Raw genomic sequence first — 13,944 nt, forward strand, 5'->3', positions numbered from 1 at the left:
ATTGTAACACAGAGCATAACAGCGAGAGAACGCGTGCAGGGGGAAGAGAATAATTTATTGAATTCCCTCCGTTTGAATTGCTAATATAATAATTCTCCGGCGGCGCTTTAAAAGACGGAAAATACACGTACGATACGGAAACAGCGATAGTCATGGCACGCATTCTTCCCTTCAAAGGACTCCTTTACAACCCGGACAAGGTATCCGGGAACGAGGTCATCGCGCCCCCTTACGACGTCATCAGCCCCGATTACAAAGAGGCGCTCTACCGGAAGAGCCCGTACAACATCGTGCGGATCGACTTCGGCAAAGAGCTGCCGGGGGATAACGAGAGCGTCAACCGGTATTCGCGCTCCCGCGACCTGCTCGCGCAGTGGGAGCAGGAAGGGGTCCTTTCGAGGGACAGCGAGCCCGCCTTTTATGCCTATGAGGCCGACTACGAGCTGAGGGGAAAACGGAAGCGCCTCAGGGGCTTTCTCGGCCTGGTGAAGCTCGAGGAGCTGGGCAAGGGCGTCTATCCCCACGAGGCTACCCATGCGAAGCCGAAGGAAGACCGGCTGAACCTGATGCGGTGGTGCCATGCCAATATCAGCCCCATTTACGCGCTGTATAACAGCCCGGAGCACGGGACCGCCGCGCTCCTCGAAGAGGCCGCTGCCGGGAGGCCGTACTTCAGCGCCGAAGACCTGGACGGCGCCGAGCACCGCCTCTACCGGATAGCCGATCCTGCGAAAATTGAGTTGATAACGAGAGAGTTGTGTGATAAACATATATTTATAGCCGACGGGCACCACCGTTATGAAGTGGCGCTCGAGTTCAAGCGGGAGATGGACCGCCGGGAGCAGTCCGCATCCCCCGGAGAGCGCTCAGCCGAAGCATCCCGCCCCTGGGACTATGTGCTGATGTTCCTTGCGAATATGGCGGATGAGGGAGTGAGTATCCTTCCCACGCACCGGATGGTCAAGGGAATTGCGGATAAATCCGCCGTCCTCGAAAAATTGGCCCCTGATTTCGCCGTTTCCCGGGCGCCGCTGGATGCGGATATCGCCGGGCTGCTGTCCGGAGAGAGCGGCCACGCGTTCGGGCTGTACCTGGATACGGAACAGCAGCTCTATGTCTTGAACTATAGAGAGGACCATCTGCAGGACGTCCCTCCTGCGCTGAGGGAGCTCGATGTGGTGATTCTCCACGAGCTGATCCTCAAGCGCGACCTGGGGATAACGGAGGTCGCCTTCGAAATGGATGCGAAGGAGGCGCTCCGGAGAGTGCGCAACGGGGACTTCGACGGCGTCTTCTTTCTCAACCCTACAGGGGTCGGCGATGTGGAGCGGGTCGCCCTGTCGAACCTGAGAATGCCTCCGAAGTCTACGTACTTCTACCCGAAACTTCTTACCGGTATGGTTATATACAGGTTTTAAATTCAAATTCCAAGGAGGCTTCATATGGCAGTGCGCGTAGCGATTAACGGCTTTGGAAGGATCGGAAGGAATTTCTTCAGGACCTGCAAGGGAATCGGCGATATCGAGATCGTCGGCATCAACGACCTGACCGATGCGAAGACGCTGGCCCACCTCCTCAAGTACGACTCGGTGCACGGCATCTTCAATGCCGACGTGGCGGCCGGAGACGGCACCCTCATCGTGGACGGCAAGGAGATAAAGGTCTCTGCCGAGCGGGCTCCCGAAAACCTCCCCTGGAAGGCGCTGAAGGTGGACATCGTCGTCGAATCGACGGGGCTCTTCACCGACCGGGAGAAGGCGGCAAAGCATCTCGATGCAGGAGCGAAGTGGGTGATCATCTCTGCGCCGGCAAAAGAGCCGGATGTGACGGTCTGCCTCGGCGTCAATGACGAGACGCTCGATCCCGCGAAGCACAAGATCATCTCCAACGCCTCGTGCACTACGAACTGTCTCGCCCCGGTGGCGAAGGTGCTCAACAAGGAGTTCGGTGTTCTGAGGGGCCTGATGACGACCGTGCACTCCTACACCAACGACCAGCGGATCCTCGATCTCCCGCACAAGGACCTGCGGAGGGCCCGTGCAGCAGCGCTCTCGATGATCCCGACCACGACAGGGGCTGCAAAGGCGGTCGGCCTCGTGCTGCCCGAGCTCAAGGGCAAGCTCGACGGCTTCGCGATCCGCGTCACCACCCCCAACGTCTCTGTCGTCGATCTCGTCGCCGAGCTGGGCAGGGAGGTCAAGGCCGAGGAGGTCAATGCAGCGATGAAGAAGTGGGCCGACGGACCGATGAAGGGCATCCTCCAGTATGTCGACGCCCCGCTCGTCTCGATCGACTTCAACGGCAATCCCCACTCCTCCATCTTCGACTCGACGCTGACCAAGGTGATGGAGGGCCGCATGGTGAAGGTCATCTCCTGGTACGACAACGAATGGGGCTACAGCACGCGGCTGAGGGATCTCATCCTGCTCATCAGCAAGAGGAGCTAGGCATGGCGAGGAGAAACGGCATTCCTGCGGGGATAAAGGATATCCTCGGCAAGCTCACGATAGAGGATGTCGCTATCAAAGGCAAGCGGGTGTTCATAAGGGCGGACTTCAATGTGCCCCTCGACAACAACATGGTGATCACCGATGACAGCAGGATCCGCTCGACCCTCCCGACGATCAACTACGCTATCGACGAGGGCGCGAAGGTGATCCTCGCCTCGCACCTCGGCAGGCCGAAGGGAAAGGTGGAGCCCCGGTTCAGCCTTGCCCCGGTAGCCAAGAGGCTCCAGAGGCTCCTGAACAAAGAGGTGGTCTTCGCCCCTGACTGTGTAGGCCCCCAGGTCGAGCACCTCGTCGCGAAGATGAAGGAGGGAGATGTCCTCCTGCTCGAGAATCTCCGCTTCCATCCCGAAGAGGAGAAGAACGAAGAGTCCTTTGCAAAGGCCCTCGCCAAGCTCGCCGATGTGTATGTCAACGACGCTTTTGGCGCAGCGCACCGGGCGCACGCCTCTACGGCGGGCATCACCGCGTTCCTCCAGCCCGCCACGGCGGGATTCCTCATGAAGAAGGAGATCGAATATCTCAAAGGGGTCGTCGAAAATCCGATACGCCCCTTTGTCGCGATCCTGGGCGGCGCGAAGGTGTCGGGCAAGATCGGCGTGCTCGAGAACCTCGCGAGCAAGGTCGACAAGGTTATTGTCGGCGGCGGCATGGCCTATACCTTCATCAAGGCGATGGGCTACGAGATCGGCGACTCCCTGGTCGAGCCCGACATGTTCGATCTCGCCAAGAGTATCATCGAGAATTTGAGAAAAAATAACGTGAAATTCTACCTGCCGGTCGACAGCGTTATCGCCCAGAACATCGAGGCAGGGGCCGAGACCAAGATAGTGACGACGCAAGAGATCCCCCTTGGCTGGCGGGCCCTCGACATCGGTCCTGCATCGGTCAAGCTCTTTTCCGAGGCCCTCCAGGACGCCAAGACCATTATCTGGAACGGACCGATGGGCGTATTCGAGATCGACGCCTTCTCGCGCGGGACGTATGCCATCGCCCACTCGGTGGCCGATGCGTACGCGCTCACGATCGTCGGCGGGGGCGACACCGACTATGCGGTGCACAAGGCAGGGGTCAGTGACGCCATCACCTTCATCTCCACGGGCGGCGGCGCCTCGCTCCAGCTTTTGGAAGGCAAGGACCTCCCCGGCATTTCGGCATTGACGGATAAAAAGTAACAAGGAAACGTAGCAGGTAAAACCGGGGGGCTGCCGAAGATGCTCGGCAGCCCCCCGGTTCTGTTTTATGGAAAGGAACAGGAGATCGCGCTCCTGGGTAGTCTGTTGATAACGGCAACCCTCCGCAGCGCTCTGCGCCGCGGCGCCTTGCCATCCGCGCTCGTCGTGCTGGCGACGGGCTCTTTCCTTATTCGGTGTTCCTCATGAAGCTACCTGGAGCTCGACATCGTCACAGACCTTGTGCGGCAGCTTCTCATTCGAAAGAGAGATGATCCCCCGCTTCAACTCCACGATGGAGGGGGTTTTGCTCTCGAACTGCTGAATGAGATAATGAGCGGCTACTTCGGGCTTGATGACGTCCCCGCAGGTAAAGATGTCTACGGCAGCGTACGCGTATTCGGGCCAGGTATGGATGGAGAGGTGTGATTCGGCGATGACGACCATACCGCTGATCCCGAAGGGATTGAACTCGTGGAAGGATACATCGATGATTGTCGCTCTGGCCTCCTTCGCCGCGGAAACCAAAGCCTCTTTTACCATGCTCAGATTTTTGAGAATCTCAGGATTACAGTCCCTCAATTCCACCAAAAGATGGGTACCTAAAGCATTCAACCCTCTACCCCCTTCAGTTAAGAATCGAAGGAGCAACCGCTCCTTACAAGCCTTACATCTTACAGGAAATTATATTTCCTTGTCAAGGATTTTTGCAGCGGCTTACCGGGCCTGGAATCCCCTGCATCGCTCCTTACTTTCCCCTGCTTTCCTCTCCTTTCTCTGCCGGTCACGACCGGTTGATCGCCGGCGCCCAGGGCGGCCGAGTTATCTATATATTATACAATCGCTGCCCCCATTTCCACAAAAATTTAGCAGCAGCCATGCGGGGTTAGAAGAAGCTGAGCACACCAGGAACAGGAGGCGTCCGGAAGAAAGGCCGACGGGAAAAGGATGGTGGGCAGTGAGAGAATCGAACTCCCGACACGGGGCTTTTCAGGCCCCTGCTCTACCGACTGAGCTAACTGCCCGCAGCATTGCCGCAATCTTAAACATTAAACGTTTAGGGCACGAAAAGTCAAGATTTCCGGTCGCGCGACCTTGACCGGATAGCCGTATTCTCCCTATAATGCAGAGCTAAGGAGAAGGAAAAGCTGTGCGATACTACCCGGGCATCCTCGTTAAGAGCTTCATCGATTTCTTCCGTGACGGCGGCCTCATGCTGGCAGGCTCTCTCTCCTATTTCTCGATGATGGCGCTCGTCCCGTTCTGCCTCTTTCTCGTCACGATCTTCGGGTATGTGCTCGGCGAAAACGAGGTCATCCTGAAGTTCTTCTCCGGAAAACTCGTCGGCTTTTTCCCGGCAGTCACCCACAAGGTTACGGAAGAGCTCAGGAAGCTGATTTCGTACAAGGGGCTCGGCACCTTCTCCTTCGTGCTGTACGGGCTTCTTTCGTACCAGCTCTTCTCTTCGCTCGAGTCGGCCATCAATGCCATCTTCAAGATCAGGACCGGGCGGTCCTTTGCCGTTACGCTGATATTGTCGCTGCTCATTATCACGCTGATCATGATCTTTATTCTCGTCTCCTTCGGGGCGACCTCGGCCATATCGGTGCTGAAGGCGCTGCGGGAGCATTTCCCCGAGGCCCCTATCGGCCAGATCAACAGGATAAGCGGCTTTCTCATCAGGTTCGTCGTCCCCTTTGTCCTGATCTCGTTCATCCTCGCCACGCTCTACAAGCTGCTGCCGAGGAGGAGGGTGAGGGCTGCCCACGCGGTCGCGGGAGCCTTTATCACCGCCGTCTTCCTCGAGGCTGCCAAGCATCTCTTTGCCATTTACGTGGTCGAGGTCGCCAAGCTCGGCGCTGTTTACGGTCCCCTCTCGGCCTTCATCATCTTCCTGCTCTGGGTCTTTTATTCATCATGCATCTTCCTGATCGGCGCAGAGGTCGTGCATAACCTCGGGACACCCGGGAAAGCTCTTCCCGGGCGGCGGTAGTGCCCTCTCAACACCCGCTCTTCGTTTTGCTATACTGTTAATGAGGCCATCGTCTCATTACTCCATCGCTGCAGCAACGAAAGGATACTCTATGCAGTGGACCGATCTCAACGACCGCCGAAGGGAGGGACTATCATGAGCTGCCGGTCCGCATTCTTCGCATTCCTTGCTGTCCTCGCCATCGGTATCGTGCCATGCCCCGCATACAGCAGCGACTTCGACGGCCTCAAGAGGGTGCGGGCCGTATGGGATGTGACGGCGACCGAGAGCGAATCGTTCGAGAACAAGCTTGCGCTCATTCAGCACGCCGCTGAAGTGCTCCGCAAGAAAGGCATCACCCCGGTCTTTGTCGTTGCGCTCAACGGGCCTTCGGTAAAATTTGCAGCGAAACGCCTCTCCGGGACCCGCTTCGAGAAAGAGCGCATCGAGGAACGGGAGGATATACAGGAACGGCTCAAAGAGATGCACCGGGAAGGGATGAGGATCATCACCTGCAAGATCTCGATGGATCAGGGCAAGATATCCGGAGACAATCTCCTCCCCTTCGTCGCCGCGGGCGAAAACGTCCTGGCGACGATTGCCGCGCTCCAGAACAAAGGCTACGCATACCTTCCCGTGCGCGACAGCAGGTGAGGGGCAAGCTCTTGCCCGGCAGCCTCAGTGCTGATCTTCGGGCACATCAGGCGCGTAGTCGAACCGTTCCGCGGTAAAGGCCCGGATTGCGAAGAAGAGCAGCGAAAAGAGCCCCCACGCCAACCCGATGACCACCCCCGCGTCGATGATACCCCGCCAGGGCTGCGGCAGAAGGCGAACACACAAGATCAGGGCGACGATCGTGAAGGTTACCGAGAGGGAGGTGAGCCTTCTCCTCCGGGTAGCGTGGAAAAACCCCATGCAGAAGAGCGGCGCGAGAAGGAGGTGCAGGGCGCGGGGATGCTGCCGCAGATAGCGGGCGCGCGCGGCAACGCGCGGCGCGAACCGCTGCTGAAAGCCGCGGTACCCTTCTGCGTATGCCATGAAGAGAATGACCAGCAGGAGCGAGGCCCAGTGGGACGGAGAGAGCTCGTGAGCGAAGGCGGTCAGCGCAACAGCGCCGAGCCGGTACATGGCGCTCCCCAGAAGCAGCGCTACTCCCGCCACTCCCCAGAACGCACCGAGCGCTCCTACCATTGAGGGCGTATCGGAGGAGCGTGCCGGGAGGGCATACCCGCTCCCCGCATCCGCTGCCGCCGGAGGACATCAGTAGGTGGGCAGTCGCAGGCGGTACGCATAGGGAGGCGTGTAGTCGGTGAGCAGGGCGGGGTTCATCTCCCTGATCGTCTTGACGGTCGTGTCGTATTTCGCTGCCAACGTCTTCAGGCTGATGCTCTGGTCGGTCGTGATCTCGACGTAATCTTCATCGTGCATATCGTCGTTCGGCTGGAACCCGTAGCGCTCGGGGTCGCGGGCTATGGCCGCCACAGCAACGAAGGTGCCGATGTAGCGATTGAGGAAGTCGGGCAGATACTGCGCATTGCTCTTTTGGTAGTTCCTGACCTTCCCTTCGCCCGCGTTGTATGCAGCGAGAGCAAGGTCCCACTTGCCGAACAGCCGGTAGAGGTCCTTCAGATAGTGTGCCGCTGCGCGGGTAGATTTGACCGGGTCTTTCCGTTCGTCCACGTATGTATCGATTTTAAGGCCGTACTTCTGCGCAGTACCCCTCACGAACTGCCACAGGCCGACCGCATCGCCTGCGCCGACGGCAAAGGGGGAGAAGCCGCTCTCGATAAGGGGGAGATAGGCGATATCCGCAGGGATCCCTTTTTCATCGAGGATCGGGGTGATCAGGTCGATGTATTTGTAGGCAAGGGTAAGCTTCTTATCGAAGGCCTCGGGGACCTTCTTAGTGAAAAATTCGATCGTGCGGTCGTAATAGCCGCGAATCGACTCTTTCTTCTGTATGGTGTGGAGGTAGTCGGCAGCGGGCATCGTCGAGGGCGCCAGGAGCAGCGACAGCGTTGCGACTGACGACATACACCACTTTATCATTCCTTCACCTCGACGGAGCATAGTGAACGGCCAAAAGGGAAAAAGGGCTCTGATTGTTCTGGTTTTAACCATTATAGCATTTTCCCGGTCGTTTGTCAGACCCTCGGCGGCGGCGGGCGTGAGCAGAGCGAGTACGCACTCCGCATCACGGAGTAAGAGCGCTTACTGGTTCGCTGTCCGGATATCGGACTGGATATCGGGCAGCCCGGGTGCTCTCATCTTTCCTTTCTTCGTCACCTTGTTCAGATACATTCTCTTGTCGGCCTCTTTGAGAGCAGCGAGGTAGTCGCCGTCTTTGCCGCAGGTGGCGCACCCGATACTCAGGGAGAGCTCGACCCCGTACTTTTGTGCATTCTTCCGGTTCCACGCGGCGACTGCACTGCCGATCTGTTCGTCGACCGTGTTGCGTACGGCGGTGTCGGCCGTCGACATCATGACGAGAAACTCGTCGCCGCCGAACCTGAAGACGACATCCGACTTGCGGACAGCGCTCTTTATCAGGGCGGCGGTCTCGACCAGGATCTCGTCGCCCATGAGGTGGCCGAGTGTGTCGTTGATCTCTTTAAAACAATCGATGTCGACGATGGCGAAGGAGAGCACCTCGGGTCTCCTGCCCAGGCTCACGATCTCGCGACCTATGATCTCGTTGAAAAAGTGCCTGTTGTAGAGCCCGGTGAGCTGGTCCCTGATCGCGAGGTCCCGGAACCTGCTTGCCCGCTGCTGGAGATGGTAGATGAGGATGCTGATATTTTCGTAGAGGGCGAGGAGCGGGTCTTTCGCGACCTTCTGGAAAACAGGACAGGCAGAGCAGGTCTGGTATTTTTTCGAGTAATCGCCGAGGGGTTCATCGGCGCACAGGGTGCCCGTTACAAGCCAGCAGCGATAGTCTTTGCTGCGGTACGCCGGGCACTTTTCCTTGTCGCACTGCTTCACCTCCCGGCAGCGGAGAAGCCGGAAATCGTTATGGAGGGTGCTCCACTCTTTTCCCTCCGAGCCGTGCTCGAGGGAGTTCTTGAGGAACTCCTCCATATCCCTGTTGAGCCTGTTCAGGAAGTAGAGGATTTCGTTCTCGGGCAGTCTGATTTCCATGTAAGCGGCAAGTTCCTCTTCTGGGTAATGATGCGAAGTGGTTATGGATTATTACTTAGAAGCGGGCCGGCTTGTCAAGCGAAAAGCAAGAGGACCTGACAGCTCTCGATTTAACATTCTCGAGGCTTGAGGATGCGGCGACCGCACGCATGCGTGCGGCTGTTTTTTGCGGGTCGGGTAGTTTTGTGGTACTATGTAGAAAATCACGGAGGTGAACGGATGCGAAAGGGAGTGCTTGCACTGATGCTCGTAATGCTGCTGTACCCGACGGCCTCGACATACGGGTTTGCCACCATGGGCCAGGACTGCTCGAAATGCCATACTTTGAAGAAAGAGGAGGCCGAGGCGCTGATCAAGGAGATTATCCCGAACCCTTCGGTGACGGCGATCAACCAGAGCGCGGCGCCGGCGGTCTGGGAGGTGGCGGTCGAGGCAGGGGGCCAGAAGGGGATTATCTACATCGACTATTCGAAGAAGCACCTCTTCCTTGGCTCGCTCATCGATATAAAGGAGAAGCGGAACATCACCCAGGAGCGCTTCGCCGAGCTCAGCAAAGTGGATGTCGCCTCGATTCCGCTCAAGGATGCGCTCGTCATGGGCAATAAGGATGCGAAGCACAAGGTCATTGTCTTCACCGACCCCGATTGACCCTACTGCCTGAAACTTCATCAGGAGATGAAGAAAGTGATCGCCGAGAGGAACGATATCGCCTTTTACATGAAGCTCTACCCCCTGCCCATGCACAAGGACGCCTACGGCAAGTCCAAGACGATCGTCTGCGAGAAGTCGCTGGAGCTCCTCGAGGACGCCTATAACCAGAAGCCGGTCCCGCCCGCCACATGCGAGACCACGGCTGTCGATGAAACGATACAGCTTGCCAGAAAGCTCGGCATTAATGGTACGCCTGCGATGGTACTGCCGAACGGGGTGCTCGTCTCGGGCTATAAGGACGCAGCGACAATTAAGGATATGGTGGATAAAGCGAAGTAGCGGGGCTCACGAAGACGGGAGCGGTGCATTGCCGCTCCCGTCTTCATTTTCACGGGATGTTGCCGGCGGTGTCCCTGTTTGCAGGCGTTATCTTTTCCCTGTAGCTCATGCAACCAGCACCCGAGGCGTGATACACATCCCGTGACGGCAGGCTCCTGGATTTGAAGCCCATGGCTTTGCAGCCGTAGGGAAAGTGCTTGTCCCAGGTAATGGAGAAGTGCCTGCATCTGAAGCAATCTATGAGCGGCCGGTCCATAGCGCACGTTACCGCAGATTGTCAGTCGCCATTCCGCGTTACCCTGTACTTCTTCAGGAGGGAGTGGAAATTGGTGCGCTGCATGCCGACTTCACGGGCTGCCTTCGATATATTCCAGCTGTTGCGCTGCAGGGCCGAGACGAGGAAGTTCTTTTCGATCTCCTCGATGGACTTGAGCCGTAAGTCCTTCTTCAGCTTCTTGAGCTCCTCCATCGTACGCGGGGCCTCCTGTCCGGCCTCGAGCGGGACGATGATATGCTCGGGCTTCAGCGACCGTCCATTGCATACGATGACCGCCCGGTGGATGACGTTCTCGAGTTCGCGTATATTGCCGGGCCAGTCATAGGTTATGAGCTGCCGCATCGCTTCGGTGGCGATGTGGGGAATATCCCTTCCGACCTCCTTGCCGTACTTGTGGAGGAAATGGTAGGCGAGCGCGGGGATGTCCTCCTTCCTGCTCCGGAGCGGGGGCAGGTGGACCGGAAAGACGTTGAGCCGGTAAAAGAAATCCTCTCTGAAGGCGCCCGCTTTGACCATGGCCGACAGGTCCCTGTTCGTCGCTGCGATAAAACGGACATCGACCTTCAGCATCCTCTTGCCGCCCACTGCCCTGAGCTCTTTCTCCTGCAGGACCCGCAGCAGCTTCGCCTGCATGGCGAGAGGGAGATTGCTGATCTCGTCGAGGAAGAGCGTGCCGCCGTTTGCGGTCTCGAGGAGCCCCTTCTCGGTGGTGACCGCACCGGTATAGGACCCCTTGGCATGACCGAAGAGCTCCGACTCCATGAGGTTTTCCGGAAGGGTGCCGCAGTCGACGACGATGAAGGGCTGTTCTCTCCGGGCGCTGTTGTAGTGAATCGCCCGGGCGATGAGCTCCTTGCCGGTGCCGCTCTCGCCGCAGATCAGGACCGTGCTGCCCAGGGGGGCGACCGTGGCGACGAGCTTGAAGATCTTCTGCATCTCCCTCGAAACACCGATGATGTTGTCGAGGCTGTAGAGGGCGTTTATCTCTTTCTTGAGCTTGACGTTCTCGATATAAAGGCGCTTCTTCTCGAGGCAGCGCGAGACGGCGTTGAGCAGCACCTCGGGGGTGAAGGGCTTTTCTATGAAGTCGTAAGCGTCGTATTTCAGCGCCTCGATGGCCGTCTTCACCGTCCCGTACCCGGTAATGACAATAACCTCGGTATCGGGCCACTCCTCCTTGATCCGCCTGAGGAGGTCGATGCCGGTCATGTCGGGCATCATGAGGTCGGTGAGGACCAGGTCGAACGGCGCGCTCTTGAGCTTCTTCAGCGCCGATCCCCCGTCGGCGGCGGTGTCGAGCGTATACTCCTCCGGCGAGAGGATGGAGACGCAGCTCTTCCTGACGATCTCCTCGTCATCGACGACGAGTATGCGCGGGGTCATGACGGTCAATCCTCGAGCACCTCTCTTATCCGCGCCATGAGCATATCGGGAGTAAAGGGCTTCTCGAGATAGTGTTCCGCGCCCGACGCGAGCGAGAGCACGACATGCTCGATCGTATCGTATCCGGACATGATCATGACGTTCTGTCCGGGGTGCTCCCTCTTGATGTCCCGGAGCATCTCGATGCCGTCGATGCCCGGCATCTTCAGGTCGATGAGCAGGAGGTCATAGGTGTTCTTGCCGAGGAGCTCGAACCCCTCCCGGCCCGAGGTGGCGATGTCCACCGTGTACCCCTCCGGCTCGAGCGCTCTCTTGCAGCTCTTCCTGACGATCTCTTCATCATCGATAACGAGGATCCTCTTCGGCGTGGTCATGCTACTCTCCCTTCAGCGATACATTGATGCTGTTCCTTATTAATTGTAAAACATCGGGCAGGGTTAAGGGTATACCGTCGAGCAGCGCGGCAAAGGCCCTGCTGTCGAAGGTGAAGGTGCCGGTCTCCCCCGACGTCTCCCTCTGATACGTAAAGACGAAGTGCAGCTCCGGATGGCTGCCGACGAGCGCCATCATGGTGGCGCCCATATCCCCGAGCGGCTTCCGGTCGATATGGTCGCGCTGGAACGACGCCGTGATCACGGTGCCCCGCCCCGGCGCCGAATCTGCCGAGAAGGCGCCGCTGCACTCTTCCGCTGCCTGGGCGAGCAGCGGGATGCCGAGGCCGAACCTCCTGACGCTCTTTGTGGTGAAGAAGGGGTCCCTGATCTTCATGAGCGTCTCCTCGTCCATACCCCTCCCGTCGTCCCTGATCTCGAGCGTCAGCCTGTTGGCGCTCTCGCTCTCGATGATGCGTATCTCTATCCTGCCGGCGCCGGCATCGATGGAGTTCTCGCTGATGTCGAGAATGTGCAGTGAGAGGTCTTCCATTACTCAGTATTCCATTCCAGCTCCCGTTCGCCTTTCAATGCCGATGCCATCTCCTCGAACGAGGCCTCCCTCAGGAGAAAGGAGGTGGTCCTCCTGCCTATTTCATCGAGGTGATGGGCGTCGGAAGAGGTGATCCAGGGCAGCGACCGATACTCGCCGAAGAGCGAAAGGGCCATCGTCTTCCCGGTGTTGTACGAGATCTCGAGGGCGTCGAAGCCGAGGTCAGGGGGGATGAACCCGAGCTGTGATATGACGCTGAAGTACTCGCGATCGATATGGCTCGCAACCGCGAGGCCCCCGAGCGAATGGACGGTATCGACGAGCGCTTTGAGCGGCAGGTCCGCTGCGGCAAAGAAGAGCCGCTTGTTGAACTCCAGGATCTCGTCCTGCTCGTTCACGACGAGCTGGTAGCCGAAGGCCCGTTCATCATTGCTCCCCTCCGGCAGCGCCCGGTAGACCACCGCCTGCATGGCCAGGGCCTGTTCGGTCGTGCCGAAGAGCGCGAGCAGGTGCGCCTCCTCGGAGGAGGTAAGCTCCAGCGCAGGCAGTACGGTTATCCCCCTCTCCCTGCCGAGCGCGACGGCGACAGCGGTGTTCTCCGCCGAGTTGTGGTCGGCTATGGCGATGATCTCGACCCCTTTTCTCTCCGCCTGCTCGATAATGCGGCGGGGGGTCATGTCGAGCTCGGCGCAGGGCGAGAGGCAGGTATGGATATGGAGGTCAGCGAGGAAGCGCTTCATGAGGGGGTCATCCCCGGCAGGGGCTGTGCCGTTCGCGCATCGGGAGGCTACCCCGGGGCGGGATGCTGATCGTTCTGGAACAGATTGTAGAGGCGTCCCGCTATCGTAAAGGTCGTATGCGGTGTGGTCACGATCGCTACGTTTTCCGCTGCCGCCTTCCGCATGGTTTCGGGGTCGGGCCGGCGGCCGTTGGGAATGAGGATCGCGGAAATGCCCTTTATCACGGCGACCGCCACGGTATTGGGGTGGGTCTGGAGCGTGATCCATATCTCGCCGTCCCTGCCGTGCGCCATAACATCGGAAAGGAGGTCGCTGATGTAGCACCCGCTCACCGGCCTGTGCTGTGCGCCTTCCACTGCAATGCCGAGTCCCATCTGATCGGTGATATCCCGTACGGTCAACATGGACGATCCTTTATGTGGATGGTTATTTCGAGCGTCGTCCCCTCGCCGACAACGGAGTCGATCGAGAAGAGGTCCGCATTCTTCTTGATGTTCGGCAGTCCCATGCCCGCTCCCCAGCCCATTTCCCTCACCCAGTCGGGCGCCGTCGAGTACCCTTCCTGCATCGCCAGCTCGATGTCCTCGATGCCGGGCCCCATATCGGTGACCGTCACCTTCACCGCTTCAGATGTTATGGTGTAGTGCATGGTCCCGGCAACGGCATGGATAATGACATTCATCTCCGCCTCGAAGGCGGCTATGGCCACCCGCCGCTCCACCTCCTGCGAGACGCCGCGCTTCGCAAGAATCGCCTTGAGCTCGCTCGAAGCAGCGCCGGCATTGGTGAAGTCGCCGCCCATCAGCTGAAAGCATCCCTCTATCGGCTCGGCAGCGGACAC

Annotated in this window: 18 protein-coding genes and 1 tRNA gene; 7 read left to right on the plus strand and 12 right to left on the minus strand. The window is 58.7% G+C overall.

Going from position 1 to position 13,944, the window contains the following annotated elements; all coding sequences use genetic code 11:
- Positions 1 to 152: 152 nt before the first annotated feature.
- From AB1805_11595 to AB1805_11605, 3 genes are read left to right on the plus strand one after another with little or no spacing between them, the layout of a single operon-like run.
- Positions 153 to 1,418: a DUF1015 domain-containing protein gene (locus tag AB1805_11595; protein ID MEW5746066.1), complete on the plus strand. Its 1,266-nt coding sequence runs from the start codon at positions 153 to 155 to the stop codon at positions 1,416 to 1,418.
- A gap of 24 nt (positions 1,419 to 1,442) precedes the next feature.
- Positions 1,443 to 2,447, plus strand: coding sequence for a type I glyceraldehyde-3-phosphate dehydrogenase (gene gap, locus AB1805_11600; GenBank protein ID MEW5746067.1), 1,005 nt, complete (start codon positions 1,443 to 1,445; stop codon positions 2,445 to 2,447).
- A gap of 2 nt (positions 2,448 to 2,449) precedes the next feature.
- Complete coding sequence (locus tag AB1805_11605) at positions 2,450 to 3,682, plus strand: phosphoglycerate kinase (GenBank protein ID MEW5746068.1); 1,233 nt, start codon at positions 2,450 to 2,452, stop codon at positions 3,680 to 3,682.
- 201 nt (positions 3,683 to 3,883) lie between these two features.
- Here the strand turns inward: AB1805_11605 and speD are convergent, their stop codons facing one another.
- A complete protein-coding gene (speD, locus tag AB1805_11610) occupies positions 3,884 to 4,330 on the minus strand; it encodes an adenosylmethionine decarboxylase (protein MEW5746069.1) in 447 nt (148 codons plus the stop codon).
- A gap of 298 nt (positions 4,331 to 4,628) precedes the next feature.
- Positions 4,629 to 4,704 (minus strand) — tRNA-Phe (locus AB1805_11615).
- Between the two features lie 125 nt (positions 4,705 to 4,829).
- On the opposite strand from AB1805_11615, the gene AB1805_11620 reads away from it, so the two are divergent.
- Entirely contained in the window at positions 4,830 to 5,672 is an 843-nt protein-coding gene (locus AB1805_11620; GenBank protein MEW5746070.1) for a YihY/virulence factor BrkB family protein, read from the plus strand.
- A gap of 135 nt (positions 5,673 to 5,807) precedes the next feature.
- A complete protein-coding gene (locus AB1805_11625) occupies positions 5,808 to 6,305 on the plus strand; it encodes a DsrE family protein (protein MEW5746071.1) in 498 nt (165 codons plus the stop codon).
- Between the two features lie 24 nt (positions 6,306 to 6,329).
- Here the strand turns inward: AB1805_11625 and AB1805_11630 are convergent, their stop codons facing one another.
- The 3 genes from AB1805_11630 to AB1805_11640 all read right to left on the minus strand — a co-directional run bounded on the left by AB1805_11630 (position 6,330) and on the right by AB1805_11640 (position 8,789).
- A complete protein-coding gene (locus AB1805_11630; GenBank protein MEW5746072.1) occupies positions 6,330 to 6,842 on the minus strand; it encodes a hypothetical protein in 513 nt (170 codons plus the stop codon).
- Positions 6,843 to 6,911: 69 nt separating this feature from the next.
- On the minus strand, positions 6,912 to 7,685 hold the full coding sequence (locus tag AB1805_11635; GenBank protein ID MEW5746073.1) for a transglycosylase SLT domain-containing protein: 774 nt from the start codon (positions 7,683 to 7,685) through the stop codon (positions 6,912 to 6,914).
- A 177-nt stretch (positions 7,686 to 7,862) separates the two neighbouring features.
- Positions 7,863 to 8,789 carry a GGDEF domain-containing protein gene (locus tag AB1805_11640; GenBank protein ID MEW5746074.1) on the minus strand — a complete coding sequence of 309 codons (927 nt, stop codon included), beginning with the start codon at positions 8,787 to 8,789 and terminating at the stop codon, positions 7,863 to 7,865.
- A 219-nt stretch (positions 8,790 to 9,008) separates the two neighbouring features.
- On the opposite strand from AB1805_11640, the gene AB1805_11645 reads away from it, so the two are divergent.
- Complete coding sequence (locus tag AB1805_11645) at positions 9,009 to 9,437, plus strand: disulfide isomerase DsbC N-terminal domain-containing protein (GenBank protein MEW5746075.1); 429 nt, start codon at positions 9,009 to 9,011, stop codon at positions 9,435 to 9,437.
- 9 nt (positions 9,438 to 9,446) lie between these two features.
- Complete coding sequence (locus AB1805_11650; protein ID MEW5746076.1) at positions 9,447 to 9,779, plus strand: thioredoxin fold domain-containing protein; 333 nt, start codon at positions 9,447 to 9,449, stop codon at positions 9,777 to 9,779.
- 49 nt (positions 9,780 to 9,828) lie between these two features.
- Here the strand turns inward: AB1805_11650 and AB1805_11655 are convergent, their stop codons facing one another.
- From AB1805_11655 to AB1805_11685, 7 genes are read right to left on the minus strand one after another with little or no spacing between them, the layout of a single operon-like run.
- Positions 9,829 to 10,035 carry a uracil-DNA glycosylase gene (locus tag AB1805_11655; GenBank protein ID MEW5746077.1) on the minus strand — a complete coding sequence of 69 codons (207 nt, stop codon included), beginning with the start codon at positions 10,033 to 10,035 and terminating at the stop codon, positions 9,829 to 9,831.
- Between the two features lie 21 nt (positions 10,036 to 10,056).
- Positions 10,057 to 11,439 (minus strand): sigma-54 dependent transcriptional regulator, encoded by a 1,383-nt coding sequence (locus AB1805_11660; protein ID MEW5746078.1) that lies wholly within the window; start codon positions 11,437 to 11,439, stop codon positions 10,057 to 10,059.
- 5 nt (positions 11,440 to 11,444) lie between these two features.
- Positions 11,445 to 11,813 carry a response regulator gene (locus AB1805_11665; GenBank protein ID MEW5746079.1) on the minus strand — a complete coding sequence of 123 codons (369 nt, stop codon included), beginning with the start codon at positions 11,811 to 11,813 and terminating at the stop codon, positions 11,445 to 11,447.
- Between the two features lies 1 nt (position 11,814).
- Complete coding sequence (locus tag AB1805_11670; GenBank protein MEW5746080.1) at positions 11,815 to 12,363, minus strand: ATP-binding protein; 549 nt, start codon at positions 12,361 to 12,363, stop codon at positions 11,815 to 11,817.
- Positions 12,363 to 13,103, minus strand: a complete 741-nt coding sequence (locus tag AB1805_11675; GenBank protein ID MEW5746081.1) for a PHP-associated domain-containing protein — start codon at positions 13,101 to 13,103, stop codon at positions 12,363 to 12,365. The genes AB1805_11670 and AB1805_11675 overlap by 1 nt, the downstream gene beginning before the upstream one ends.
- Positions 13,104 to 13,150: 47 nt before the next feature.
- On the minus strand, positions 13,151 to 13,507 hold the full coding sequence (locus AB1805_11680) for a DRTGG domain-containing protein (GenBank protein MEW5746082.1): 357 nt from the start codon (positions 13,505 to 13,507) through the stop codon (positions 13,151 to 13,153).
- Positions 13,501 to 13,944: an ATP-binding protein gene (locus tag AB1805_11685; protein ID MEW5746083.1), complete on the minus strand. Its 444-nt coding sequence runs from the start codon at positions 13,942 to 13,944 to the stop codon at positions 13,501 to 13,503. The genes AB1805_11680 and AB1805_11685 overlap by 7 nt, the downstream gene beginning before the upstream one ends.

This window comes from Nitrospirota bacterium (assembly GCA_040752355.1).
GTDB lineage: Bacteria > Nitrospirota > Thermodesulfovibrionia > Thermodesulfovibrionales > Dissulfurispiraceae > JBFMCP01.

Bases quoted from the DNA above. Each gene is read 5' to 3' on its own strand.
- AB1805_11595 (MEW5746066.1), top strand. From the start codon at position 153: ATGGCACGCATTCTTCCCTTCAAAGGACTCCTTTACAACCCGGACAAG.
- gap (MEW5746067.1), top strand. From the start codon at position 1,443: ATGGCAGTGCGCGTAGCGATTAACGGCTTTGGAAGGATCGGAAGGAAT.
- AB1805_11605 (MEW5746068.1), top strand. From the start codon at position 2,450: ATGGCGAGGAGAAACGGCATTCCTGCGGGGATAAAGGATATCCTCGGC.
- AB1805_11625 (MEW5746071.1), top strand. From the start codon at position 5,808: ATGAGCTGCCGGTCCGCATTCTTCGCATTCCTTGCTGTCCTCGCCATC.
- AB1805_11630 (MEW5746072.1), bottom strand. From the start codon at position 6,842: ATGGTAGGAGCGCTCGGTGCGTTCTGGGGAGTGGCGGGAGTAGCGCTG.
- AB1805_11635 (MEW5746073.1), bottom strand. From the start codon at position 7,685: ATGTCGTCAGTCGCAACGCTGTCGCTGCTCCTGGCGCCCTCGACGATG.
- AB1805_11640 (MEW5746074.1), bottom strand. From the start codon at position 8,789: ATGGAAATCAGACTGCCCGAGAACGAAATCCTCTACTTCCTGAACAGG.
- AB1805_11645 (MEW5746075.1), top strand. From the start codon at position 9,009: ATGCGAAAGGGAGTGCTTGCACTGATGCTCGTAATGCTGCTGTACCCG.
- AB1805_11655 (MEW5746077.1), bottom strand. From the start codon at position 10,035: ATGGACCGGCCGCTCATAGATTGCTTCAGATGCAGGCACTTCTCCATT.
- AB1805_11660 (MEW5746078.1), bottom strand. From the start codon at position 11,439: ATGACCCCGCGCATACTCGTCGTCGATGACGAGGAGATCGTCAGGAAG.
- AB1805_11665 (MEW5746079.1), bottom strand. From the start codon at position 11,813: ATGACCACGCCGAAGAGGATCCTCGTTATCGATGATGAAGAGATCGTC.
- AB1805_11670 (MEW5746080.1), bottom strand. From the start codon at position 12,363: ATGGAAGACCTCTCACTGCACATTCTCGACATCAGCGAGAACTCCATC.
- AB1805_11675 (MEW5746081.1), bottom strand. From the start codon at position 13,103: ATGAAGCGCTTCCTCGCTGACCTCCATATCCATACCTGCCTCTCGCCC.
- AB1805_11680 (MEW5746082.1), bottom strand. From the start codon at position 13,507: ATGTTGACCGTACGGGATATCACCGATCAGATGGGACTCGGCATTGCA.